The 24,647-nt window shown below is 75.1% G+C and carries 16 protein-coding genes; 3 read left to right on the forward strand and 13 right to left on the reverse strand.

Annotated elements, in window-relative coordinates; translation table 11 throughout:
- Positions 1-9: 9 nt before the first annotated feature.
- The 9 genes from KUM38_RS25155 to paaA are packed head-to-tail and all read right to left on the reverse strand — an operon-like array spanning position 10 to position 7,595.
- Entirely contained in the window at positions 10-1,269 is a 1,260-nt protein-coding gene (locus tag KUM38_RS25155; protein WP_217131951.1) for a kynureninase, read from the reverse strand.
- Entirely contained in the window at positions 1,266-2,114 is an 849-nt protein-coding gene (locus KUM38_RS25160) for a S9 family peptidase (protein ID WP_217131953.1), read from the reverse strand. Before KUM38_RS25160 ends, KUM38_RS25155 begins: the two co-directional genes overlap by 4 nt.
- Positions 2,104-2,952, reverse strand: coding sequence for a tryptophan 2,3-dioxygenase (locus KUM38_RS25165; RefSeq protein ID WP_217131961.1), 849 nt, complete (start codon positions 2,950-2,952; stop codon positions 2,104-2,106). Before KUM38_RS25165 ends, KUM38_RS25160 begins: the two co-directional genes overlap by 11 nt.
- 25 nt (positions 2,953-2,977) lie before the next feature.
- Positions 2,978-3,754 (reverse strand): SDR family oxidoreductase, encoded by a 777-nt coding sequence (locus tag KUM38_RS25170; RefSeq protein WP_217131963.1) that lies wholly within the window; start codon positions 3,752-3,754, stop codon positions 2,978-2,980.
- 39 nt (positions 3,755-3,793) lie between these two features.
- A complete protein-coding gene (locus tag KUM38_RS25175; RefSeq protein ID WP_308409040.1) occupies positions 3,794-4,951 on the reverse strand; it encodes a 2Fe-2S iron-sulfur cluster-binding protein in 1,158 nt (385 codons plus the stop codon).
- Between the two features lie 8 nt (positions 4,952-4,959).
- Positions 4,960-5,466 (reverse strand): 1,2-phenylacetyl-CoA epoxidase subunit PaaD, encoded by a 507-nt coding sequence (gene paaD, locus KUM38_RS25180; protein WP_217132766.1) that lies wholly within the window; start codon positions 5,464-5,466, stop codon positions 4,960-4,962.
- A gap of 14 nt (positions 5,467-5,480) precedes the next feature.
- The gene (gene paaC, locus KUM38_RS25185; protein ID WP_254397748.1) at positions 5,481-6,254 is read right to left on the reverse strand and encodes a 1,2-phenylacetyl-CoA epoxidase subunit PaaC; all 774 of its coding nucleotides are present in this window, start codon (positions 6,252-6,254) and stop codon (positions 5,481-5,483) included.
- Positions 6,255-6,279: 25 nt separating this feature from the next.
- Entirely contained in the window at positions 6,280-6,591 is a 312-nt protein-coding gene (gene paaB / locus KUM38_RS25190; protein ID WP_217131966.1) for a 1,2-phenylacetyl-CoA epoxidase subunit PaaB, read from the reverse strand.
- Positions 6,588-7,595 (reverse strand): 1,2-phenylacetyl-CoA epoxidase subunit PaaA, encoded by a 1,008-nt coding sequence (paaA, locus tag KUM38_RS25195; protein WP_217131968.1) that lies wholly within the window; start codon positions 7,593-7,595, stop codon positions 6,588-6,590. Before paaA ends, paaB begins: the two co-directional genes overlap by 4 nt.
- 323 nt (positions 7,596-7,918) lie before the next feature.
- Between paaA and KUM38_RS25200 the strand changes: the two genes are divergently transcribed.
- Genes KUM38_RS25200 through KUM38_RS25210 form a run of 3 tightly spaced genes read left to right on the forward strand, consistent with a single transcriptional unit; the run spans position 7,919 to position 10,351 of the window.
- A complete protein-coding gene (locus KUM38_RS25200; RefSeq protein WP_217131970.1) occupies positions 7,919-8,167 on the forward strand; it encodes an acyl carrier protein in 249 nt (82 codons plus the stop codon).
- Entirely contained in the window at positions 8,167-9,651 is a 1,485-nt protein-coding gene (locus tag KUM38_RS25205) for a class I adenylate-forming enzyme family protein (RefSeq protein WP_217131972.1), read from the forward strand. Before KUM38_RS25200 ends, KUM38_RS25205 begins: the two co-directional genes overlap by 1 nt.
- Before the next feature lie 4 nt (positions 9,652-9,655).
- Complete coding sequence (locus KUM38_RS25210) at positions 9,656-10,351, forward strand: enterobactin synthetase (protein WP_308409041.1); 696 nt, start codon at positions 9,656-9,658, stop codon at positions 10,349-10,351.
- A 60-nt stretch (positions 10,352-10,411) separates the two neighbouring features.
- Here KUM38_RS25210 and KUM38_RS25215 read toward each other — a convergent pair whose 3' ends face one another.
- From KUM38_RS25215 to KUM38_RS25230, 4 genes are all read right to left on the reverse strand, one after another.
- The gene (locus KUM38_RS25215; RefSeq protein ID WP_217131976.1) at positions 10,412-10,606 is read right to left on the reverse strand and encodes an antitoxin; all 195 of its coding nucleotides are present in this window, start codon (positions 10,604-10,606) and stop codon (positions 10,412-10,414) included.
- A gap of 98 nt (positions 10,607-10,704) precedes the next feature.
- On the reverse strand, positions 10,705-11,934 hold the full coding sequence (gene ccrA, locus KUM38_RS25220; protein ID WP_217131978.1) for a crotonyl-CoA carboxylase/reductase: 1,230 nt from the start codon (positions 11,932-11,934) through the stop codon (positions 10,705-10,707).
- Positions 11,935-11,999: 65 nt separating this feature from the next.
- Positions 12,000-15,902 (reverse strand): alpha/beta fold hydrolase, encoded by a 3,903-nt coding sequence (locus KUM38_RS25225; RefSeq protein WP_308409042.1) that lies wholly within the window; start codon positions 15,900-15,902, stop codon positions 12,000-12,002.
- Positions 15,895-24,522, reverse strand: a complete 8,628-nt coding sequence (locus tag KUM38_RS25230; protein ID WP_217131980.1) for a non-ribosomal peptide synthetase — start codon at positions 24,520-24,522, stop codon at positions 15,895-15,897. The genes KUM38_RS25225 and KUM38_RS25230 overlap by 8 nt, the downstream gene beginning before the upstream one ends.
- Positions 24,523-24,647: the final 125 nt, after the last annotated feature.

Consider the following 24,647-nt stretch of genomic DNA (forward strand, 5'->3'; position numbering starts at 1 on the left):
GCGGGGCCCTCAGGTCACCGGTCCCGTGGCCGGTGGCGCGGGGTCGTAGGCGGCGTCCCGGGTGAGGTCCCGCAGGCGGAGGGCGGCGGTGAGCAGGTCCCGGTGGCTGGTGTAGAGGGCGTTGACGCCGAAGCGCAGCAGGTCGGGCGCGCGCATGTCGGCGATGACGCCGTTCTCGGCGAGGGCGGCGACCAGCCCGCGGGCGTGGGGGTGGCGGAGGGTGACCTGGCTGCCGCGGCGGGCGGGGTCGGCCGGGGTGACGGAGGCGAAGCCCAGGGGGGTCAGGAGTTCGTCCGCGCAGCGCAGGAAGAAGCCCGTCAGGGAGAGGCTCTTGGCGCGGACCCGGGTCAGGTCGACGCCGTCGAAGGCGGTGAGGGCCGCCTCGAGGGCGAGCAGGGACAGGATCGGCGGGGTACCGATGCGGGCGCGGGCGATGCCGGGGGCGGGCGTGTACTCCCGGGCCAGGCCGAACGGGTCGGCGTGGCCGGTCCAGCCCGGCAACGGCGTTTCCAGGTCGGCGTGGTGGCGGTGCGCCACGTACAGGAAGGCGGGGGCGCCGGGGCCGCCGGAGAGGAACTTGTAGCCGCAGCCGACGGCCAGGTCGACGCCGAGGGCGTCGACGTCGAGGGGCAGGGCGCCGGCCGCGTGGCACAGGTCCCACAGCGCGAGGGCGCCGGCGTCGTGGGCGGCCCGGGTCAGCGCCCGCATGTCGTACAGCTCGCCGGTGCGGAAGTCGACGGGCGCGTAGCTGACGACGGCGACCCGGTGGCCCTCGGCGGCGAGGAAGCGCGGGAGGTCCTCCGGCGGCACCCGACGTACCTCCAGGCCCCGGCGGCGGGCGACCGCGTCCGCCAGATAGCGGTCGGTGGGGAAGTGCCCGGGGTCGGTGACCAGCAGCGGGCGGTCCGGACGGAGCGCGGCCGCGGCGTCGAGCGCGGTGAACACCTGCACGCTGGTGGAGTCGCCCGCGACCGTCTGCCCCGGCGCGGCCCCGATGAGCGTGCCGATGGCGTCCCCCACCCGCAGGGGCGCCTCCCACCAGCCGCCCGCGTTCCAGGAGCCGATGAGTCCGGTGGCCCACTGGCGCCGCACGACGTCGTCGAGGGCCGCCGGCACGGCGGCGGGCAGCGGGCCCAGGGAGTTGCCGTCGAGGTGGACGACGTCCGGCGGGAGCAGGAAGCGCGCGCGGAGGGGGGCCAGGGGGTCGTCGGCGTCGAGCCGTGCGGCCCGCTCGCGCAGGTCGGCCGGTGCGGAGAGTGCGGTGGTCATCGGCGTGCGGCCTCCTCGTCCGCGCGGCCGGGGTCGGCCGGGGTGAAGGCGGCCGTCATCTCCCGGAGGGTGTCGGCGACCGCGCGGGCACCGGGTGCTCCCGGTTCGATGAGGGTGTAGTGGCCGGTGCCGGGCAGGACGACCGTCCTGAGGTCCCGGTGCACGGCCGCGTAGTCGCTGAACTGGGTGAGCGGGACCTCCTCGTCGGCGGCGCCGTGCAGCAGCACGGTGGGAACGCCGGTGGTGCCGGCGTCCCGCAGCAGGGTGAGGGGGTCGGTCTCGGGCAGCCGCTCCGCGAAGTGCTGCTCACCGCCGAGGAGTTGCAGAGCGGCGTCGTTACTGAGGCCGTCGCGGCGGGTGGCGGTGAGGTCGGTGATCGGCGCGAGGGCGAGCACGCTCGTCGGCAGGGTGCGCGTGTGCCAGCGCGAGCCGGGCGGCAGCAGCCCCCGGGCGGCGCACCACAGTGCCAGGTGGCCGCCGGAGCAGTGGCCCGCGAGGACGTAGGGCCGTCCCTGGGGCAGGGTGTCCACGATGCGGGCGACGTCGTCGAAGGTCTCGGGGTAGCCGCCCGCGCCGCCGGACCGGCGGAAGCCGGGGAGCAGGACGTCGAAGCCCTGCTGGGAGAGGTAGGCCGCGAACGGGGTGAGGTGCATCCGGTCGTAGCGCCAGTAGCCGCCGTGCAGCAGGACGACCAGCGGGGCGCCGGGGTCGTCGGACGGCCAGGCGTCGTAGGACTGGTGGGGATGGTCGCCGTAGCGGCCGTGCGCCGGTGCCAGCACCGGCTTCAGGCTCAGGACCCGCCGCTCCTCCTCGGCGGCGAAGGCGGAGATCACCCTAGACGTCACCGCGCACCTCCCACAGTTCGGGGAAGACCGGGCGGGCCGCCCGCTGCTCCAGCCAGGCGAGTCCGGCGGAGCCGGCGCTGCCCGGCTTGACGCCCATGGCACGGCGGACCACCAGGAGGTGGTCGAACCGCCAGCGGGTGACGAGTTCGGCGATGTCGGTGAGCAGTTCGCCCAATGCCAGGTGGGGGTGGTGCTGTGGTCCGGCGTAGACGTGCCGCCAGGCCTCCACGACCCCGGGGTCGCCGGTGTAGGGGCTGGTCACGTCCCGCTCGCGGACGTGGCGCGGGACGGGCAGGCCCTGGCGGTGGAGGTGGGCCAGCACCTCGTCGTACAGGGACGGTTCGCGGTAGGTCTCGGCGAGCGCCTCGTGGACGGCCGGATCGCCGCGGTGGGCGCGCAGCAGCCCGGCGGACTTGTCACCGAGGAGGAACTCCATGTGGCGGTACATCGCCGACTGGAAACCCGACGCCCGGCCGAACGCGGCCCGGAAACCGTTGAACCGGGCGGGGGTCAGCGCGGCGATGGGCGCCCAGGCGCCGCCCAGGGCGGTCAGCGCGCGGCGGCTGCGCTCCAGCGCGTCCATGGCCGCGGGCAGGTCGTCCTTGGCGAAGGCCACCCGGGCCGTGCGCCACTCGTGCACGATCAGGGTGAACCACAGCTCCATCACCTGGGTGGTGACGAGGAACCCCATCTCGTCCGGGGCCTCGGTGAGCGGGTGCTGCAGCGAGTTGAGCACGGACGCGTGCACATACGTGTCGTAGGGGCTGGCGCCCGCGAAGGGCCGGGTCAGGGCGTCGTCCGTCGCCGGCTCGTCGAGGGCGGACGTGCGGTCGTTCATCGCATCTCCTGGGGGTGCGTACGGGTCACACACCGAGGTGGGCGCCGCCGGAGGCGTCGATCCACTGGCCGGTCACCCAGCGGGCGTCGTCGCTCGCGACGAAGGAGACGACGTCGGCGATGTCCGCCGGGTCGCCGAGCCGGCCGAAGGCGGAGGCCTCGGAGTAGCGGCGGCGGATCTCCGGGACGGCGAGGGTGGGGTTGATCTCCGTCTCGGTGTAGCCGGGTGCGACGGCGTTGACGGTGATGCCCCGGGGGCCCAGTTCCTGGGCCAGGGAGAGGGTGAGGTAGTCGAGGGCGGCCTTGGTCATGGTGTACGAGACGATCGCCGGGAAGGCGACGCGGGTCGCGACGGAGGAGATGTTGACGATCCTGCCGCCGTCGCGCAGGCGGTCCAGGCCGCGCTGGATGATGAAGAACGGTGCCTTGGTGTTGATCGCGAAGACGCGGTCGTAGTCGGCCTCGGTGACCTGGGCGAGGGGGCGGGGGACGGTGATGCCCGCGTTGTTGACGAGGACGTCCAGGCCCGCCGGGACGTCCTGCTCGGCCAGGGCCGCGTCGAAGGCGGACCAGAGGGTGTCGGCGTCGCCGGGGACGCCGAGTTCGGCGTGTACGGGGAAGGCGCGGCCGCCGTCGGCCTCGATCTCCTTGACGGTGCGTTCGGCGGCGGTGAGGTCGTGGCCGTAGTGGACCGCCACCAGGGCGCCCTCGCGGGCGAGGCGGCGGCTGATGGCTCTGCCGATGCCCCGGCTGCCTCCGGTGACCAGGGCGGTCTTTCCCGCGTGGCGGGCGGTGGCGGTCATCGTGGGTCTCCTTCGCTGAGGGGTGGCGTGGCGTGCGGATCAGGCGTCGAAGTCGAGGGTGATCTCGGGGGTGCGCGGCCGGGCCCGGCAGACGAGGGTGTAGCCGGCGGCGCGGTCCCGCTCGTCCAGGGCGTGCTGGCGGTCCGCCGTCACCTGACCGGACAGGACCTTCGCGCGGCAGCTGCCGCACACGCCCTCACGGCAGGCGTACGGCACGTCGGGGTGGGCGCGCAGCAGCGCGTCGAGGAGGGCCGGGTCGTGCGGCAGGACGGTGGCGGCACGGCGGCGCCCGTCGAGCAGGGCGGTGACCCGGGCCTCCCCCGCCTCCGGTACCGGTCCGGTCGTCTCCGGTACCGGTCCGGTCGTCTCCGGTGGCCGTGGTGCCGTGCCGCCGGCCGTGAACAGTTCCCAGCGGACGAGCGACGGATCGGCTCCCTCGTCGGCCAGGACCCGCCGTGCGGTGTCGATGAGGCCGGGGGGTCCGCACAGGGCGAACGTGGTGTCCCGGCCGGGACGGGCGTCCACGGCCGCCAGCAGGCGGCGCAGCCCGGCCGCGTCCAGCCGCCGCGTGAGCAGGCCGCCCCCGCTCCCCGGGTCCTCACGGGTCAGCACGTACAGGACGGTGAGGCGGTCGACGAACTCGTCCTTCAGCTCGGCCGCTTCGTCGGCCAGCAGGGCGTCGGCGGAGGTGCGGACCGAGTGGACGAGGCTGACGCGGCAGGCCGGGTCCCGGCGCAGCGCATGGGCGGCCATCGGGGCCAGGGGAGTGATGCCGGTGCCGCCCGCGAGGAGGACGTGGTGGGCGCCGGGCAGCTCCGGCAGGGCGAAAGTCCCGGTGGGCGGGGAGAGTTCGAGGTGGTCGCCGGGGGCGAGCCGGGTGGTGGCGTGCTCGCCGAAACCGCCGGGGCCGGCCCGTCCGATCACCAGGCGGAGCGTCTCGGGTGCGTGCGGCGGCGGGCAGACCGAGTAGCTGCGGCGCAGTACGGCGCCGGCCCGGCGGTGCCGGACGGTGACGTGCTGGCCGGGGTGGTGGGTGAAGACGTCGCGCAGTGCGGCGGGCACGTTCAGGGTGACGGCCACCGTGTCGGCGGTCAGGTGACGGACCTCGGTGACGTCGAGCGGGTGCCAGCCGGTGCGGCGGGGCGGGCCGGCCGGTGCCTCGTCGGGGGAGGCGGGCGGGATGGTCGCGGTGTCCACGGTGTGTCTCACAGTGCGGTCAGGTGGGGGAAGGGCTCGCGGCACGCCGTGCACCACAGCACCGACTGGCAGCGGGAGGGCCCGAAGGGGCTGTGCGGCCGGGTGGCCCGTGAGCCGCAGTGCGGGCAGGGCACCGCGACCGGTTCGACGGTGACCGGGCCGGCGGGGGCCGGGGACACGGGCGGGGCGATGCCGTGCGCGGCGAGCTTGCGCCGCCCCTCGGGGGTGACACGGTCCGTCGTCCAGGGCGGCGTCAGGACCTGCCGGACACGGCCGTCGGGGTGGCCGCAGTCGGCCAGGACGTCCCGTACCGCGGCGGTGATCTCGGGCAGTGCGGGGCAGCCCAGGTAGGTGGGTGTGATCTCCACCTCCAGCACGCCGTCGGCGCCCGGCGCGACGGAGCCCACCACGCCGAGGTCACCCAGGCCGATCACCGGCAGTTCCGGGTCCAAAAGCGCCTCCACCCGCTCGCGCACCTCCTCGGCGGAGCGGCGGGCCGTGGCCGGCCCGCTCACCGGGTTCCCCCCGCTCACCAGGTGCCTCCGGGGAACTGCCGCCGCACCGACTGCAGTTCGGCGATCAGCGGGCCGAACTCCTCGGTGTGCAGGCCCGAACGGCCTCCCGTGGCCGACCAGGTGGGTGCGGGCACGGTGAGGCCCGCCTCGGTGACGACGCCGGTGACGCGCTCGAGCCATGTCTCGCGCAGGGGTGCCGGTGAGGGCGCGGCTCCGGACGCGGCCAGGCGGCGCAGTGGGCCGTCCTCCTCGAAGAGTTCGCCGGTGTACGGCCACACCCGTTCCAGGCCGTGCTGCATGCGGCGGGCGCTCTCCTCGGTGCCGCGTCCCAGGGTCACCGTCCAGCGGTCCGCGTGCAGCCGGTGGAAGGCGACCTCCTTGGCGGCGCGCGCCCCGAACGCGGCGAGTTCGGGGGTGGCGCGGTGCGCGAGCGTCTCGTAGTACAGGACGGCGTAGTGGGTGTAGGCGAGCTGACGGGCCACGGTCGTCGCGAAGTCCCCGTTGGGGAGTTCGGTCAGCAGGGCGTTGGTGAACTCGCGTTCCGAGCGGGTGTAGGCGAGGTCGTCCTCGGTGCGGCCGGTTCCGTCGAGCCGTCCGGCCCGGGTGAACAGGGTGCGGGCGTGGCCGATGAGGTCGAGGGCGATGTTGGACAGGGCCAGGTCCTCGTCGACGGTCGGCGCGCGGGTGATCCACTGGCACAGGCGCTGCCCGAGGACGAGGGCGTCGTCGCCGAGGCGCAGGAGGTGCCGGGCCAGGTCGGGGTCGGTGGACGGCCCTTCGCCCGGCAGGGGGCCGGGGCGCACCGCCGGGAGGTCACTCGTGGTGCTCACCTTCGGGGCCTTTCTCGGTCAGCGGCGCGTAGTGCTCGGGGTGGCGGTACGGCTTGTGGCGGGCGCCCGCGAAGTACGGGTCGCGTTCGTCCGGGGGGACCGTGTGCACGGCGTCGGAGCGGACCACCCACAGCGACAGGGGTTCGCCCCGGCGCGTGTACAGGTCGCGGGCGGCGGCCAGCGCCGCGTCCGGGCCGGCCGCGCGCACCGACCCCGCGTGCTGGTGGGCCAGGCCCCGGCGGGCCCGCAGGAAGACCTCCCAGGACGCCGGTGCGTCCTCCGGAGCCCCGCTCATGCGTCCTCTCCTGTCGTCGTGTCCGTCCGGGCGGCGTACGCGGCGGCGGCCCGACGGACCCAGGCGCCGTCCTCGTGCGCGGCCCTGCGGTGCGCGATCCGCTGCCGCGCCCAGTGGGTGTCGTCGCCCAGTGCCTCGCGGTAGGTGTCCCAGTCGATCGGGGTGAAGTCGTAGTGGCCGCGTTCCTCGTTCCAGCGGATCGCCGGGTCGGGCAGCGTCAGGCCGAGGCGTTCGGCCTGGGGCACGCACTGGTCGACGAAACGCTGGCGCAGTTCGTCGTTGGTGTGGCGCTTGATACCCCAGGCGATCGCGCGGCGGGAGACCGCGGCGCCCAGCGCGGCGGTCCGCGCGTCGGCGCCGCCCGCCTCGGTGTCGGGCGGCCCGAACATCAGCGCCACGGCCGGCAGCCACCAGCGGTTCACCGCGTCCTGCGCCATCTCCTTCTGCTGTGGCGTCCCCTCGCACAGGGCGCGCATCAGGTCGTAGCCCTGCCGCACGTGGAAGGCCTCCTCCTGGCAGACGCGGCGCATCGCCCGGGCGTACGGCCCGTAGGAGGTGCGGCACAGGGGGGCCTGGTTGATGACGGCGGCACCGTCCGTCAGCCAGGCGATGGCCCCGGTGTCCGCCCAGGTCAGCGCGGGGTGGTTGAAGGTGGCGGAGGCGCGCTGCCGACCGTGGTGCAGGGCGTCCAGCAGGTCGGCGCGGTCCACGCCGAGCGTCTCGGCGGCGGAGTACAGGTACAGGCCGTGACCGGCCTCGTCCTGGACCTTGGCGAGGAGGACCGACTTGCGGTGCAGGGACGGGGCGCGGGTGAGCCAGGCGCCCTCCGGCTGCATGCCGATGATCTCGGAGTGGGCGTGCTGGGCGATCTGGCGGACCAGCATGCGGCGGTATCCGTCGGGCATCCAGTCGCGCGGTTCGACCGTCTCACCGCCGGCGATGAGCGCGTCGAAGCGGGCGAGCAGCTCGTCCTCGTCCGCGGCGGTGGTGGTCGAGGCGCTCACCGGGTACCGCCCGGGCGTCCGGTGAACGCCGGGGCGGTGCCGTGCTGCGGGCACCGTCCCGGGGTCCGGGCCCGTACCGGCTGCCTGGGCACGCGCATCACTCCTTCGGCTCGGGACCGCCCGCGCGGGGCGGGCGGGGCGGGTGGCTTCGTTGCGGTAAGAGGCCGGGCGCGCGGCCCCGCTATCCCCGCCGCACGAGGTTCGGGCGCGTGACAAAGCTCACGGACCGGCCCGGGGAGTGGGACCGGGCCCCACCCGCCTCTTCAGGGGGTGACAGTCGTACACCGCGCGGCGGCCGGCACGCCGAGGCGAAAGGGGAAACCATGAGCACCATCAGGGAGTTGCTGGTCGAACTCACCGGTACGGCCGAGTACGCCGACCAGGTCGGCGACGACGTCGACCTGGCCGCCAGCGGCATCGACTCCGGGGACCTGGTGCGCCTCGTCCTCCTGGTGGAGCAGCGGCTCGGCGTGGAGATCACCGCCCAGGACATGGAGGAGCTGCGCACGATCGGCGACTACGAGCGCTTCGTGGCCGAGCACGCGGTCGCCGGTGCGAGCGGCGGTGCGTGATGTGGCTGACGCAACTGCTGGAGCGCAACCGCCAGTGCCGGCCCGGCCGGACCGCGCTGGTCGACGAGGAACGCAGCGTCACCTGGGCCGAGTTCCACGACCGCACGCTGGAACTGGCACGCGGGCTGGCCGAGTTGGGCATCGAGCGGGGCGACCGGGTCGCCGTGCTCTCCAAGGACCGGATCGAGGTCCTGGAGAGCTACTTCGCGCTGGCCCGGCTCGGTGCGCTGTTCGTGCCGCTGAACCACAGCCTGGCCGAGCCCGAGGTCGCCGGGATCGTCGAGCGCGTCGGCGCGGTGGCGGTCCTCGGTGAGTCCGAGCTGCTGGACCGGCACGCCGAACTGCCGGCGTCGGTGCGGATCCGGCTGGCCTTCGACAAACCCGCCTTCGCGGCGCTGGGCACCCTGGCCGCCGGACGGGACCTGCCGGACGTCGCCGACACCGACCCGATCGCCGTGCTGCACACCTCGGCGACCACCGGGCAGGCCAAGGGCGTCGTCGTCGACAGCGCGTCGTTCCGGGCCATCGCCCTGGGCTGGCTGGTGATGGCCCGCCCCACCGACGACATCGTCATGGTCAACTGCTGCCCGCTGTACCACGGCAGCATGGTCGTGTCCCTGACCTACCTGGCGGCCGGCGCGACGGTCGTGCTGATGCCCGGCTTCACCCCGCAGCGGGCGCTGTCCGCGGTGGAACGGCACCGGGCCACCCACATGTGGCTGGTGCCGCAGATGCTGCGCTTCATGCTGCAGGCCCGGGCGTCCCACCGTGCCGACCTGTCCTCCCTGCGGGAGGTCCTGTACGGGGCCGCCCCCATGCCGCTCGACGTCTACGCGGACGCGGTCGAGCGGCTCGGCTGCGGCTTCCGGCAGGTGTACGGCATGACCGAGGTGGGCGGCCCGTTCGTCACGCTCGGCCCCGACGAGCACCCCGCCCCCGGGGACGTCACCGTCCGTATCCCGTGCGGGCGGGTCATACCGGGCATGTCAGCCCGCGCGGTGGACGAGGGCGGCCGGGAGCTGCCGCCCGGCGGCACCGGGGAGATCGTGGTGCGCGGGCCGGGCGTCATGCGGGGCTACTGGAACGACCCGGAGGCCACCCGCGAGATCACCCTCGACGGCTGGATCAGGACGGGCGACCTCGGCTTCATGGACGACGAGGGCCGCATCAGCCTGGTGGACCGCACGAAGGACGTGATCATCCGCGCGGGCCAGAACGTCTACCCCTCGGAGATCGAGCGCGCCCTGATGACCCACCCGGCGGTCCGGGACGCGGCGGTCGTCGGGATGCCCGACGAGGACTACGGCGAGGTGCCGCTGGCGTACGTGGCCCTGGAGCCGGATGCGGAAACGGGCGCGGCGGCGCTGCTCGCGCATGTCGCGGGACTGCTCGCCCCGTACAAGCGCCCGCGGCGGGTGGAGTTCGTCGAGCAGGTGCCGCGCAATCCCGCCGGGAAGATCGTCAAGAAGCTGCTGCGGGTGTGAGCGCGTGCGGCGGCAGGTGGCGGACGGTGACGTGTCCGCGCTGCGTCCGCTGCCGGCCGTCGCCGGGCTCGGTCCGGGCGTCGCGGCCGTCTCGGAGCCGTGTCCGCAGCCGGCCGGGCCCGCCGAGGCGGCCGCTGCGGCGTCGATGCCGCCGAAGCGCCGGCTGGAGTTCCTGGCCGGGCGGCGGGCCGCCCGCCGGGCCCTGCGCGCGGTGGGGCCGGAGTGCGGTGAGATCCCGCGTTCGGGACGGCTGCCGGTGTATCCGCCGGGCCGGGCGGCGTCGATCTCGCACAGTGCCGGGACCGCCGTCGCCGTGGCCCGCGCCCCGGGCCGGGACCTGCCGCTCGGCTGCGACCTGGAGCCGCGGCCCCTCCCCCGCGACGCGGCCCGTCTGGTGCTGCGCGCGGACGAGGAGGCACTGCTCGATGACGAGGAGATGCCGCTCGGTGCGGGTGCGGCCTGGTCGGTGACGGAGCTGTTCTCCGCCGAGGAGGCCGCGTGGAAGGCCCTGGACGTGCCGGAGAGCGGCTGCCGGGCCGGACCGGCGGGGAGTCCGCGGGACCTGCGGGCGTCCCCCTGCGGGGACGGCCTGCGCGTCTGCTTGCGCACGGATCCCGCCCACGCCGTGCGGGTGCGGGTGGTACGCGTCGGGGCGGGCGTGTTCGGCTACGTCGTCGGCCGGGCCGGCGCCCGCGGCTGACCCCGTGCTTCCCCCTCCCCGGGGCATCGTCCCGGGGAGGGGGAAGTCGTTCGTACCGGGTCAGCGCTCCGGCGTACCGCCGTCCCGGTAGGAGCGCCGCACCGCGTCGGCGGCCTTGTCGGTCCGGGCGTCGTACTTGTCGCCCGTCCGCTGGTCGACCGCTCGCTCGGCGCCCGCGACGCCCTTGTCGGCCTGGTCGGGATGGCCCTTGGCCATCCGCTTGGCCTTGTTCATCATGTCGCCCAGCTTGCCCATGGGACACCTCCCGGAAGTACACGTGCGTCGTACCCCGCCGCAGGTACCCCTCCGGCCGAGCGCGAATCACCCGGCCCCGCGCACCGCCGCCCCGTCCCTCATCCCCGGTCGCCCACCCGTGCGGCCATGTTCCCCGCCGGGTGCCGGTTGTCGTGGATGAGCTGGTGGGCGATGCCTATCTCGTCGAAATCGAAGGTCCGGGACAGGCACGGGTCGATGATCCCCTGGTCGATCAGCCGGGTGACCTCCCGTGCCTCGCGGGCGGTGGCGACGTGCGAGCCCTGCAGGCGCTTCTGCCGCATCCACAGGAAACGCAGGTCGACGTCGCCGTTGTAGCCGGTGGTGCCGCCGCACAGGACGACCATGCCGCCGTTGTCGCACAGGTACAGGGACGTGGGGATGGTGTCGGCGCCGGAGTGCTCCAGCACGATGCGCGGGCTGCGGCGCTCGCCGAGCACCTCCCAGAAGGCCCGCCCGAAGGCGCGGGCCCCCGACAGCCAGCGGCCCATCGCCTCGTCGTCGGAGGTGTCCGGGAGCCGCCCCCAGTGGTCGAACCGGCGCCGGTCGATCCAGCCCTCGGCGCCCAGTTTGAGGCAGAACTCGCCGCGTTCCTCGCTGGAGACGACCGCGACGGGGATGCCGCCGACGTGCCGGACGAGCTGGATGGCGATGCAGCCCAGTCCGCCGGCGCCTCCCCAGATCAGCACCGGGTCGCCGGGGCGCACCGTGTGCGGCGGCCAGCCGAAGAGCTGGCGGTAGGCGGTGGCCGCGGTCGCCATGTAGCAGGCGGCCTCCGCCCAGGACAGCCGGGCGGGCTTGGGGTGGCACATGTAGTCGTCGACGACCGCGAACTGGGCGAAGGAGCCGTAGTTCTCCTCGTACCCCCACACCCGCTGGCTGGTGGACCAGGTGGGGTCGCCGCCGAGGCGGATGTCGTCGGCCTTCTCGTCCCAGCGGTTGGCGAGGACGACGACCTCGTCGCCGAGCTTCACGCCGCGTACGTCCTCGCCGACCGCCCACACGATCCCGGACAGGTCGGAGCCGCCGATGTGGAAGTCCTCGGTGGCGCCCGCCTTCTGCCGGGCGGCGATCACGTCGAGCGGCGAACCGAGCGCCGCCCAGACGTTGTTGTAGTTGATGCCGGCCGCCATCACCTTCACCAGGACCTGTCCGCGCCCCACGGGCGGGACGTCGACCACCTCGGTCCGGAAGGCGTCGACGGGCTGTCCGTAGCGCTCACGGCGGATCAGCGAGGCGTACATCCGCCGGGGTGCGGTGCCGATCTCGGGCGCGTCGCCGAGTTCGTAGAGTTCCTGGGTCGCTTTCACGCTGGTTCTCCTCAACGCGTGCTCAAGAGTGCTCAAGGGTGTTCGAGGGCAAGGGGAAGGGCGGTTCAGCCGGCGAGGCCGCGCAGGGCCTTGGCGACCGCCTCGCCGATGCGGGCGATCGGTTCGGGTTCGGTCATCTCGTAGTGCCCGCAGGGCACCTGGTGGTCGTGCAGGGTGCCGTCGACGTGGGGCCGCCAGCTGTCGGCCTTGCCGGGCAGCACCGCCAGGTCGGCCGGGAAGTCCGTGGGTGCCTCCTCGGCCGCGCTGAAGAACAGCACGTCGCCTCGGAAGACGCCGGGGGTGAACTGGGGTGCGATGCGCAGGTTGTTGCGCATGACGGCGGCGATGGCGGCGGCCTCGGCGCGGGTGACGGGGGAACTCGACGGGTCGGCGGCGACCCGGGCGCCGATCCGGTCCAGGACGGTGTCGACGTCCGGGGGTGCCGCGGCGGGGTCGGCGGGGAGTCCGGCCACCCGGGACAGCAGGGCCGCCACCTGGCGTTCGGCCGCGTCGGGGTCGTGGGCGGTGCCGTGCGGCTGGGGTGCGTCGAGCATGGCCAGGAGTTCGACCTGCTCGCCGTCGCGCTGGAGGGCGCAGGCCATGGCGTGCGCGACGAATCCGCCGTAGGACCAGCCCAGCAGCCGGTACGGGCCGTGCGGCTGCACCCGGCGCACCAGGTCGAGGTAGTGGGCGACCATGGCGGCGGCGTCCGGCGCGGGCGGGGTGGTGCCGTCGAGGCCGGCCGCCTGGATGCCGTGGACGGGCTGGTCGCCGCCGAGGTGCGGCAGCAGGCCCGTGTAGCGCCAGGACACACCCGCGCCGGGGTGGACGCAGAACAGGGGCGTGGCGGTGCCCTCGGTGCGCAGCGGCAGCAGCGGGCCGAGCGCGGTGGGGGCGGTCTTCGGCGTCTCCCCGTCCGGCTCGCCGGCCGTGGCGAGGACCCCGGCCACGGTGGGCGCGGCCAGCAGGGCCGCCGCCGGGACGTCGAGGACGCCGGCCCGGCGCAGCCGGCCCGCCAGCAGCACGGCGCGCATCGAGTCGCCGCCCAGGTCGAAGAAGTTGTCGTGCAGGCCGATGCCGCCGATGCCGAGGATCTCCTCCCAGAGCCGGGTGACCTCCCGTTCGCGGTCGGTGCGCGGCGGTACGTGCTCGGTCGTCAGCCGGGGCCGCGGGGCGAGCCCGGGACCGGTGTCCACCGTGGCCGGGGTGTCGTCGGACGCGGCGGGGTCGGTTCGGGCGCCGGGGGCGTCGATCCAGTGGCGCCGGCGTTCGAAGGCGTACGGGGGCAGCGGCGCCCGCCGTGGCGCGCCCGGCACCGGGGGCAGGGCGCTGTCCACGCCCGCGCTCCACAGCCGTCCCAGCGCCTCGGCGAGGACGAACCCGTCGGACGCCTCGGCCTTGGCGTGCCGCATGGTGGTCACGGTCACCGGTGCCTCGTCGGCGAGCCGGCCGGTGGCCAGCTTGGTCAGGGTGTCGCCCGGCCCGATCTCCACGAGGACGGGGTGCGTGCGGTCCCAGAGGGCGGTGATGCCGTCGGCGAACCGCACGGTGTCGCGGGTGTGGTCGATCCAGTGCCGTACGGAGGTGGCCTGGGCGTCGGTGACCCAGGTGCCGGTGACGTTGGTGACGTACGGGATGCGCGGCGGGCGCAGGGTGACCTGGCGCAGGTGGGTCTCGTAGGCCGGCAGGACGGGGTCCAGGACGTGGGAGTGGGCCGCGACGGGGATGCGCAGGCGGCGGAACGGGACTCCGCGGCGGGTGAGTTCGGCCTCGAAGCGGGTGACGGCGTCGAGGTGTCCGGCGACGGTGCAGGCGCTGGGGCCGTTGACGGCGGCCAGGGAGAGGTCGTCGTCGAGCAGCGGCCCGATCTCCTCCGCCGGGGCGGCGACGCCGACCGTGGCGCCGCCGGCGGAGCCGATGAGCCGGATGCGTTCGGTGACCAGGGGCAGCATGTCCGCCAGGTCGATGACGCCGGCCAGGCAGGCTGCCGTGTACTCGCCGAGCGAGTGGCCGATCAGCGCGTCGGGACGCACGCCCGACTCCATGAGCGTGCGGGCCAGGGCGTATTCGGTGACCACGAGCCCGAGGAAGGCGGAGGTGTCGTCGGGCCGCCGCTCCTCGAAGAGGGTGGTGCGCAGGTCGGCGCCGAGGACGGGCCGCAGGATGCGGGCGCACTCGTCGACGGTGTCGCGGTAGACGGAGTGGTCGCGGTACAGCTCCGCTCCCATGCCGGGGTACTGGGTGCCGCCGCCGGGCAGCAGGAACGCCACGCGGGCCCGGTCGTCGGAGAGCGGCGGGGTGGCGGGGGCGGCGGAGCGCAGCGCGTCGAGGGCCTCCTCGCGGGAGGCCGCCGTGACGGTGAGCCGGTGGCGCAGCGCGGGCCGGTCGGTGCGCAGGGAGTGCGCGACATCGTCCAGGCGCAGCTCGGGCCGGCGCTCGAGGTGCCGGGCGAGTACCTCGGCTTGGCCGCGCAGGGCGCCGGCGGTACGGGCCGACAGCGGCAGCACCAGGCGGCGGTCGTCCTCGGGCGGGCGCGGCGCGGCGGGAGCGGCGGGCGGGGCCTCCTCCAGGATGACGTGGGCGTTGGTGCCGCCGATGCCGAAGGCGCTCACGGCGGCGCGGCGGGGGTGGTCGCCCGCGGGCCAGTCCTCCAGAGCGGTGGGCACGCGGAAGGGGCTCGTGTCGAAGTCGATGAGCGGGTTGGGGCGGTCGAAGTGCAGGCTCGGCGGGATCTGCCGGTGTTCCAGGGCCAGGACCGCCTTGATGAGTCCGGCGATGCCGGCGGCGGCTCCGAGGTGGCCGATGTTGGTCTTGACCGAGCCGAGCGCGCAGAACCCGGTCCGCCGCGTGCTGTGCCGGAACGCCTCCGTCAGGGCGGAGACCTCGATCGGGTCGCCGAGCCTGGTGGCGGTGCCGTGCGCCTCCACCAGGCCGATCGTGTCGGCGTCGACCTCCGCCTGGGCCTGCGCGGCGAGGACGACCTCGGTCTGTCCGGCGGCGCTGGGCGCGCTGAAGCCGACCTTGCGGCGGCCGTCGTTGTTGACGGCGCTGCCGCGGATGACGGCGCGGACGCGGTCGCCGTCGGCGAGGGCGTCCTCCAGCCGTTTGAGCACGACGGCTCCCACGCCGTCGCCGGAGGAGGTGCCGGCGGCGTCCGCGGCGAAGGCGCGGCAGTGGCCGTCGGGCGAGAACGGCCCGTCGGGCACGTGGCGGTAGCCCAGTACGGCGGAGGGGTTGAGGGAGACGGCGGCGGCGAGCGCGGTGTCGCAGCGGTGGTCCAGCAGGTCCTGGCAGGCGGTGTGCACGGCGACCAGCGCGGTGGAGCAGGCCGTCTGCAGGGACACGGCGGGTCCGGTGAGGCCGAGTTCGTAGGAGACTCGGGTGGCGAGGGTGCCGAGGGAGTTGGCGGTGGCCGCGTGGACGAGCGCCACCGAGCCGGGCTGCCCGGCGAAGCGCGGGTACACGTGGGCCGGGTAGTAGCGGCTGTCGCCGGCGCCCGCGTACACGCCGAACGCCTCGCCCGCACGGTCCGTGCCGAGGCAGCCGGCGTCCTCCAGGGCGTGGTAGGCCGTCTCCAGCAGCAACCGCTGCTGCGGGTCGACGACGGCGGCCTCGGCGGGGCTGTAGCCGAAGAAGCCGGAGTCGAAGCGGTCGATGCCCTCGACGACCGACGCCATCCGGACCAGCGTCGGGTCGTCCAGGTCGCGCGGGTCACCGCCCGCGGCGAGGAACTCCTCGTCGGCGACGGGCCGGATCGCCTCCCGGCCGGCCGCGAGGTTCTCCCAGAAGGCGTCGAGGTCGCCGGCGTCGGGGAAGCGGCCCGCCATGCCGATGACGGCGACGGCGGGGAGGTCCTCGTCGTGGGGTGCGGTGGTGTCGTGCACGGCCTGTGCCTCGTCCTCTCCCGGCTCGGTGGTGTCGTGCATGGGCTTCGCCTCGTCCTCTCCCTGTCCGGTGGTGTCACGCACGGCCCCGGTCCTTGCCGTGCCGTGCGGAACGGCGGGCGCGGGCCGCGCGTTGGCGCTGTGCTTGTTCCTTGGCGCGGTCCGGGCCGCTGCGCGGCGGTTCGGCGGCGGCCTCGAGGGCGGCGCCCCGCTCCGACAGGTGGCGGGCCAGGTCCCGGACGGTGGGGTGCGCGAACAGGTCGACCACCGACACGTCGGTGCCGAAGGCCCGGTTGACGGCGGTCCGGGCGGTGACCAGGAGCAGGGAGTTGCCGCCCAGGTCGAAGAAGTTCTCCTCCCGGCCCACCCGGTCGCGCCCCAGGACGCCGCACCACACCTCGGCGAGCCGGCTCTCCAGCCGCCGCGGGTCCTCTTCCGCCTCCGCCTCGTCCGGGCGTGCCGTAGTGCCCGCCGAGCGCAGCGTCCACGCGTCGGACAGGCCGGCCGCACGGGCGCCGTCGGCCGCCGCGCGGCACAGGGCGCCCAGGTCGGTGCCGTCCTCCAGGCCGACGCGCGCGGCCAGGCGCCGCACCTGCCGCACGGGGGCCACGACGTGGCCGCGGACCCAGGGGGCGGTGCGGTCGGCGCCGATCAGCAGGTGCGGCTCGTCCAGGGAGCGGGCCAGGTCGAACGAGCGCAGCGCGGCGGGGGCGTCGAGCAGCCGGTAGCCGCGGGCCTCGGTGAGCGCGGTGAGCCCGTAGCCGCGGCTCATGCCGCGCTCGCGCCACATGCTCCAGGCCAGGGACTGCGCGGGCAGGCCGAGGCGGCGGCGGTAGCGGGCGAGGGCGTCCAGGTAGGCGTTGGCGGCGGCGTAGGCGGCGTTCATGGCGCCGCCGAAGAAGCCGTTCACCGAGGAGAAGGTGACGAAGGAACCGACCGGGTGGTCGGCGGTGAGCCGGTGCAGCGTCCACGCGCCGCGCGCCTTCGCCTCCAGCGCCCGGCGCCAGGTGGCGGTGTCCAGCTCCCCCACGGGCCGTTCCACGAACGTGCCGGCCAGGTGCAGCACCGACCCCAGGGGCACGCCCCACGCCTCGGCGGCGGCCTCCACCGCGGCCCGTACCTGGCGTTCGTCGGTGACGTCGGCACAGGCGTAGCGGACCTCGCCCAGCTCCCTCAGCCGCGCCGGAACGGCGGCCTCGGACGCCGGTGTGCGGCCCACGATCAGCAGCCGGGTGCCGGGAGTGCGGAGCAGATGCGCCGCGATCTCGGCGCCGACACCGCCCAGTCCTCCGGTGAGCAGGGTGAAGCCGTCGTGCGCGGACGGCTCCGCGCGGGACGGGGTGTCGGGCAGGGGGGCGAGCCGGCGTACGTGCCGGTGCCCGTCGCGGTACGCCACCTCCGCGCCGTCCGTGGTGACCGTCGCCTCGGCCAGCAGGACGGGCAGCGGGTCCTCACCCCCGTCCGGTGCGAGGTCGAGGTGCGCGGTGCGCAGCCAGCCTGATTCCTCGGCCAGTGACTTGAGGAGCGCGCCCGCCATGGCGTGGGCCGGGGAGGGGCGGTCGCCGGGGCACACGGCCTGGGCACCTGCCGTCACGTGGACGAGGTCGACGGGGCGCTGCCGTCCGGGCCGGGTGGTGAGGGCGCGGGCGAACGCGAGCAATCGCTCCGCACCGGTCGTGTCGTCCGGCGCCGTCTCCGGATCTCCCGTGCCGCGCAGCCCTTCGATGTGGAGGACGGCGTCGACCGGTCGCTGGTCGTGCTCCAACCGCCCCAGCAGCGTGGCGTAGTCGGATCGCTCGGCGGGCCGCACTCTGTAGTGCGCGGCGTCGAGCCGGGCGTACGACGTTCCCTCACCGACCACCGTGCACAGGCCGCCGGCGGACCGCAGCGCGTCGGCGAGCCGTTCCGCGAGCTTCCCGACCCGGGGGTCGCCGCCCGCCAGGACGAGGGTGTGCCGGCCGGACGTCGTCGTACGGGCACCGGGGTGTTCCGTCCGCTGCCACACCGGTCGCAGGAACCAGTCGGGGACGGTCGTGGCGGTGCCCAGCAACACCTGGGTCCTGCGGACCTCGTCGTCGAAGTCGCCCGCCTCGAAGCCCTTGCGCAGCCTGGTGCGCTGGATCTTGCCGATCTCGGTCTTGGGAACGGCGTCGCGCGCGACCGGGATCAGGAAGGCAGGGCTGACGCCGGTCTCCCGGGTGACCTTGCCGGCGATCTCGCGGAGGGCGCCGGCCGGTTCGGCGGCGGCTTCGGGGGTGAGGTGGAAGAACAGGGCCAGTTCGTCGGTGGGTGACGACGGGTCGGTGCGCACCGCGACCGCGGCGGTGAAACTCCGCTCCACGTACGGCAGTTCCTCGACACAGGCCTCGATCTCGTGGCTGTAGTGGTTGACGCCGTTGACGATGATGACGTCCTTGGCGCGGCCGGTGATGTACAGCTCGCCGTCCCGCAGGAACGCCAGGTCGCCGGTGTCGAACCAGCCGTCCTCGGTGAACGCCTCCGCGTCGGCCGCCGGGTTGTCGTGGTAGCCGCCGGTCACGGAGGTGCCGCGGACCTGGAGCCGGCCGGCGTCCCCTTCGGGGAGGACCGTGTCCTGCTCGTCGACGATCCGCATGGCGAAGCCGGGGTAGGGCCGGCCGCAGCTGACGAACGTGCCCTCGGTGGGGTCGGGTTCGCCGGGCAGGACGGCGTCGGTGACCACGGAGCAGGTCTCGGACATGCCCCAGCCGGGGTGCATCACGTGCTGCGGCAGGCCGAACGGCTTCAGCGCGTGCAGGAAGCGGCGGGCGGCCGGGGCGACGACGACCTCGCCGGCGTTCATCACCAGCCGCATCGGTGACAGGTCCCAGGTGCGGTCGGTGAAGCGGTGGGACTGCTCGGCGAGGAGCCCGAAGGCGAAGTTGGGCGCCCAGGTGACGGTGACCCGGTGCCGGTCGGCGAGGTCCATCCAGCGCAGCGGGTCCTCAAGCACCCAGGGGGTGGGGGCGTGGATCTGGCGGCAGCCCAGGTACACGTCCCGCAGGTGGAACATCACCACGCCGGTGACGTGGTCGAGCGGGATCCAGTTCAGGGAGACGTCGTCCGCGCCGAGCCCGTTCAGCTGCTCGGTGGCGGCGGAGCGGGTCAGTACGTTGCGGTGGGTGAGCCGCACCGCCTTGGGCAGGCCGGTGCTGCCGGACGTCATGAGCAACAGCAGGAGGTCGTCCGGCCCGGCGGGGTGCCAGTCGTGGTCCTCGGGCGCCTCGCGCAGCGCGTCGGCCGTCGTGAGCCGCAGCCCGAGCCAGTTTTGCCGGGCGGCGAGGGCGCGCAGCCCGGCCTCGCGGCCGGCGGAGCACACGATCCGGGGCCGGCCCAGCATCCGCCAGATGCCCTCCAGCTTGGTCAGCGCCGCCGAGGGGGTGTCGTAGGAGGCGGGGACGGTCAGCGGGACGGCGACGAAGCCGCCGAGGACGCAGCCCCACAGCACGGCGAGGAAGTCCTCGGTGGCGTCGCACTGGAGGATGACCCGGTCGCCCGGGCGCAGGCCGGCCCGGCGCAGACCGGCGAGGACGCGGGAGGCCTCGGGGATCAGGGAGGCGTAGGTGCGCCGGTGTTCGCTGCCGTCGGCGTGGACGTGGACGATGTCGCCCCGGCCCCGTTCGGCGGCGCGGCGCAGCGCCTCGGCCCAGCTCGGCACGGACGGCTCGGTCAGGTCGGGGCCCTCGCTGAGCGCCGGGACGGCGGACGCGCGGTCGGTGCGGGCGGGGGTGGGGGTGGGTTCCGTGGTGCGGTCGGGCCGGCCGGTGTGGCGGCGGTCCAGTTCCTCGGGGGTGTTCTCCACCGTCACCTCGGCGGCGGTGACGCCGGGGAGGGCGGTCAGGCGCTCCCGCCAGGTCCCGGCCGCGGTGCGGTCGACGGCGGGCAGGGCGCGCAGCGCCGCGGTGTCGACGGTGCCGTCCTCCGTGCGGGGCAGCGCGTTGACCGCCGTGACGCGGACGGTGCCGTGGCCGGCGCGGTCCAGGGCGTCCTCGACGCGTTCGACGGCGTCCGCCCGCCCCGGCACCACGTACAGGCGCGGTGGGGTGCCGTCGGCGCCGGGCAGGGCACGGGCGTCGCGGATACCGGGCACGGCGAGGGCCGCGTCCTCCAGTTCCGCGGGGTCGGTGGCGGCCGGGGCGGGGGTGCGCCCGGGGAGGGCGGGCAGTTCCGCGAGGCGGGTCCCGGGGTCGGCGCCCACCGTGCGCAGGGTCTCGTGCAGGGCGTGGGTGAACGCCTCGGCGGTGCCGGCGTCGTACAGGTCGGTGGCGTACTCGACGTGCAGTGTCAGGCCGTCGGGGGCGCCTTCGGGGGTATGGCGTTCCAGGACGTCCACGAAGAGGTCGAACTTGGCGGTGCCGGTGGCGGTGGGCCGCAACTCGGCTCGTGTGGAGTCCAGTTCGAGGACGGCTGGTGCGTTGTTCTGCAGGGCCAGCATCACCTGGAACAGGGGGTGCCGGCCGGGTGTGCGGGGCGGGTTGAGGTCGTCCACCAGTCGGTCGAGGGGCAGGTCCTGGTGGTCCAGGGCGGCCAGGTCGGCGGTGCGCAGCCGGGCGAGGAGGTCCCGGAAGGCGGGGTCGCCGGAGGTGTCGGCGCGCAGCACCAGGGTGTTGGTGATCAGGCCGATCAGGGGATCCAGCGCGGGTTCGGTGCGGCCCGCGACGGGAGTGCCGAGGACGATGTCCTCGCCGGCACCGCAGCGGGTGAGCAGGGCGCTGACGGCGGCGTGCAGCACCATGAACAGGCTGGTGCCCTCATGGTCGGCGAGGCGCAGCAGGTCGCGGTGCAGGGTGGCGTCGACGGTGGCCTCGACGTGCGCGCCGCCGCCGCGCGGTGCGGTGGGACGCGGCCGGTCGCCGGGCAGGGTGCACTCCTCGGGCAGGCCGTCCAGCGCGGTGCGCCAGTGGGCGGTGAGCCGCTCCAGCCGGCCCGGGCCGTCCGGTCCGGGGGCCAGCAGGGCGCGCTGCCACAGCGCGTAGTCGGCGTACTGCACCGGCAGGGGGGTCCACGTGGGCGCCCGGCCGGCCCGGCGGGCCGCGTAGGCGGTGCTCAGGTCGGCGGCGAAGGGGCCGAGCGACCAGCCGTCGGCCGCGCTGTGGTGCAGGACGAACAGCAGCGCCCGCTCGCTGCCGGTGCCCAGCAGCCAGGCGGCGAGGGGGCTTTCGGCGGTGAGGTCGAAGCGGTGCCGCAGCGCGGCGGTGACGTGGGCGGCGGTCTCCGCGGCGGGGCAGTCGACGCGCCGCAGGACCGGGCGCAGCTCCCCCGGCGGCAGGATGCGCTGGTGGGGGACGCCGTCGTGCTCGGCGATCACGGTCCGCAGGATCTCGTGGCGGTCGGCCAGGTCGCCGAGGGCCGACCGGAGCGCCTCGGTGTCGAGGCCGGCGCCGACCGGGACGAGGAGCGGGATGTTGTAGGTGGCCGCTCCCCCGTCGAGCCGGTTCAGGAACCACATGCGTTCCTGGGCGAAGGACAGCGGCACCCGCTGCGGGCGTACGGCGTCGCCGAGAGCCGGCCGGGGCGGGGCGCCGTCCGGGCGGACGGCGAGCCGCTCGGCGAGGGCGGCCGGGGTCGGCGTCTCGAACAGGGCGGTGAGGGGAATCTCGGCGCCGGTCTCGTGCCGCAGGCGGGCCAGCAGGCGGGTGGCGAGCAGGGAGTCGCCGCCGAGGTCGAAGAAGTTCACGTCGGTGCCCACCGTGTCCCGCGGCAGTTTCAGCACGTCCTCGAACAGGGCGCACACCAGGGACTGTTGCGGTGTCGCGGGGCGGGTGCCGGACGCGACGGCGGTGAAGTCGGGCTCGGGCAGGGCCTGGACGTCGAGCTTGCCGTTCGCGGTCAGCGGCAGCGTGTCCACCGGGACGCAGACGGCCGGCACCATGTGCTCGGGCAGGTGCGCGGCCGCGTGGGCACGCAGTCCGGCGGGACTCACGGGCCCGTCGCCCGCGGGGACGGTGTAGGCGACGAGGTGCAGGGCACCGCTGCCGGCGCGGCGGGGCACGACGGCGGCGCGGGCCACGCCCGGATGGGCGGCGAGGACGGCCTCGATCTCGCCGGGTTCGACGCGGAAGCCGCGCAGCTGCACCTGGGCGTCGGCGCGGCCGACGTAGTCGAGCGTGCCGTCGGGGCGGCGCCGGGCCAGGTCGCCCGAACGGTACATGCGGGTGCCGGGCGGGCCGTAGGGGTCGTCGAGGAAGCGCTCGGCGGTCAGTTCGGGCCGGTTCAGGTATCCGGCGGCGACGCCGGCGCCGGAGACGTACATCTCGCCGGTCGCGCCGGGCGGCACCGGGCGCCCCGCGGTGTCCAGCAGGTGGACGCGGAGGTCGGCGAGCGGGGTGCCGATGACGCTGCCGCGGCGCGGGTCGTCCAGGTCGGCGCGGGTGAGGCGGTGGTGGGTGACGTGCACGGTGGTCTCGGTGATGCCGTACATGTTCACCAGCGCCGGGCGGTCCAGGCCGTGCCGGTCGGCCCAGGGGCGCAGCCGCGCGGGGCGCAGGGCCTCGCCGCCGAGGACGACGTAGCGCAACGCCCCGGTGTCCCCGGCCCGTTCCAGGTCGGCGTCGATCAGCTGCTCGAACGCGGACGGCGTCTGGTTGAGGACCGTCACGCCCTCGCGGTGCAGCAGCTCCAGGAACTCCCTCGGCGAGCGGCTGACGGCGTACGGCACGACGACGATCCGGCCGCCGTGCAGCAGGGCGCCCCAGATCTCCCAGACGGAGAAGTCGAAGGCGTAGGAGTGGAACAGCGTCCACACGTCGTCGGCGCGGAAGTCGACGTGCTCGGCCGCGGCGGCGAAGAGCCGTACGACGTTCGCGTGCGGGACGGGCACGCCCTTGGGGCGGCCGGTGGAGCCGGAGGTGTGGATGATGTACGCGATGTCGGACGGGCTCACCGGCCCGTTCCGGTCGGCGTCGCTCAGGTCGGCGCAGGAGCGGCGGGCGAGGTCCGCCGCGACCTCCGGGTCGTCCAGCAGGACGGCGGGGAGGGTGTCCTGGGCGAGGTGGGCGTGGGCGTGTTCGGTGACGAGGACGACGGGGTCCGTGTCCTCGACGACCAGCCGCAGCCGCTCGGCCGGGTGGCCGGGGTCCAGGGGCAGGTAGGCGGCGCCGGTCTTGAGGACGGCCAGCAGGGCGGGCAGCAGCCGCACGCCGCGCTCCAGGGCCAGCGCCACCACCCGGCCCGGGGCGGCGCCGTGTTCGGTCAGCAGCCGGGCCAGGCGGTTGGCCTCGGCGTTGAGTGCGGCGTACGTGAGCCGTTCGCCCCCGCAGGTGACGGCGGTCCGCTCGGGCCCGGCAGCCGCCCGCTGCTCGAACAGCTCCGTGAGGGTCCGCTCGACCGGATACGTGTGTACGGGCGTGTCGCGGGGGTGTTCGCCCGGCAGCAGGATGTCCAGGTCGCCCAGCGGCGTCGTCGGCTCCGCCTCGGCCAGCCGGCGCAGCAGTGTGAGGAACCGGTCGCGGTGCAGGGCGAGTTCGTCCTCCTCGTACAGGGCGGGGTTGGCGTCGAGGGCCAGCCACAGTCCGCCGGGGAGGGCGCCGGGGCGCACCGAGATCTGGAGGTCGTCGACGGCTCCGCCGGACAGGTGGTGCCAGGTGGTGGGGTGTCCGCCGAAGACCGGGGACTCGTCGAACGGGACGATGTTGAGGACCGGCCCGTACAGCCGGCGTCCGGTGCCCAGCAGGCCCAGGTCGCGGCGGAGGAACTCGCCCCGGTAGCGCTGGTGGCGGCGCAGCGCCTCCAGTTCGTCGGCGACGGCCCGCGCCAGCTCGGCGACGGGCGTGTCGGGGGTGGCGGCCACGCGCAGCGGGAGGACGTCGGAGGCGGTGCCGGGGGTGCGCAGGGCGGCGCTGCCGAGCCGGCTCATCGTGGCCAGGCCCAGCACCAGGTCCCCGGCGCCGGTCATGCGGTGCAGGTAGGCGGCGGTGGCGGCGGCCAGCAGGTCGGTGCGCCGGACTCCGAGGCGGGCCGCGGCGGCGTCGAGGGCGTCGGTCTCGGCGGGCGTCAGTTCGGCGGTGCGGCGCAGGAAGGGCGCGGTGGGGGCGGCCGTACGGGAAGTGAGCCGGGCGGGCTCCGGCAGGCCGGCCAGGCGCCGCGCCCAGTGGTCGCGGTCGCGGGTGTACCGCTCGGAGGCGCGGTAGGCCTCCTCCTCCGCATGGAGCCGGCTCACCGGCGCGAAGCCGCAGGCGTCCGGCTCGCGCCCCTCGGCCAGGGCGTTGTACGTCTCGGCCAGGCGCCGCCCGAGGAGCTTGTAGCCGTAACCGTCGAGCAGGAGGTGATGGGCCCTCAGCAGCCAGAGGAACCGGTCGGGGGCCAGGGTCAGCAGGGTGTGGGCGAACAGCGGGCCCTTGTCCAGGTCCACGGGGGCCGCGAGATCGGCGCGGACATGGGCCCACGCGGCGGCTTCGGGATCCTCGGCGCCGCTGACGTCGACCCGATGCAAGGGCCAGTCGTCCGCGTCCGGAGCGAGGTGGCAGCGTGGGCCGTCGCCGGTGTCGACGAAACGCAGGGCGAAGGTGTCGGCCTCACCGACGGTGCGCCGCAGCGCGGTCTCGAACAGGGCGGTGTCGAGAGGGCCGTGGATCTCCACCGCCTCCGCCGTGTTGTACGCGGCGCTGTCCGGTGCGAGCCGCCCGGCGTACCAGAGGCCCTCCTGGGCTCCGGACAGCGGTCGACGTTCGTCCTCCTGGAGTGACATAGCACAACCCTCACGTGGCAAGCCGTAATGTCCCGGACGGCGAAGGCCCGGCCGGATCGGACGGGTGCGGCCACCGCTTTGCGCCGCCCTCGCGTGTGTGTACGCGCCGGGCCGGCCCACAGGGC

Origin of the sequence: Streptomyces sp. AC558_RSS880 (assembly GCF_019049255.1) — a bacterium.
Taxonomy (GTDB): Bacteria; Actinomycetota; Actinomycetes; order Streptomycetales; family Streptomycetaceae; genus Streptomyces.

Excerpts from the sequence above, each read along its gene's own strand:
- paaB (WP_217131966.1), bottom strand. The coding sequence starts at position 6,591 with ATGAGCGGGGCTCCGGAGGACGCACCGGCGTCCTGGGAGGTCTTCCTG.
- KUM38_RS25170 (WP_217131963.1), bottom strand. The coding sequence starts at position 3,754 with ATGACCGCCACCGCCCGCCACGCGGGAAAGACCGCCCTGGTCACCGGA.
- KUM38_RS25155 (WP_217131951.1), bottom strand. The coding sequence starts at position 1,269 with ATGACCACCGCACTCTCCGCACCGGCCGACCTGCGCGAGCGGGCCGCA.
- KUM38_RS25205 (WP_217131972.1), top strand. The coding sequence starts at position 8,167 with ATGTGGCTGACGCAACTGCTGGAGCGCAACCGCCAGTGCCGGCCCGGC.
- KUM38_RS25215 (WP_217131976.1), bottom strand. The coding sequence starts at position 10,606 with ATGGGCAAGCTGGGCGACATGATGAACAAGGCCAAGCGGATGGCCAAG.
- KUM38_RS25230 (WP_217131980.1), bottom strand. The coding sequence starts at position 24,522 with ATGTCACTCCAGGAGGACGAACGTCGACCGCTGTCCGGAGCCCAGGAG.
- KUM38_RS25165 (WP_217131961.1), bottom strand. The coding sequence starts at position 2,952 with ATGAACGACCGCACGTCCGCCCTCGACGAGCCGGCGACGGACGACGCC.
- KUM38_RS25200 (WP_217131970.1), top strand. The coding sequence starts at position 7,919 with ATGAGCACCATCAGGGAGTTGCTGGTCGAACTCACCGGTACGGCCGAG.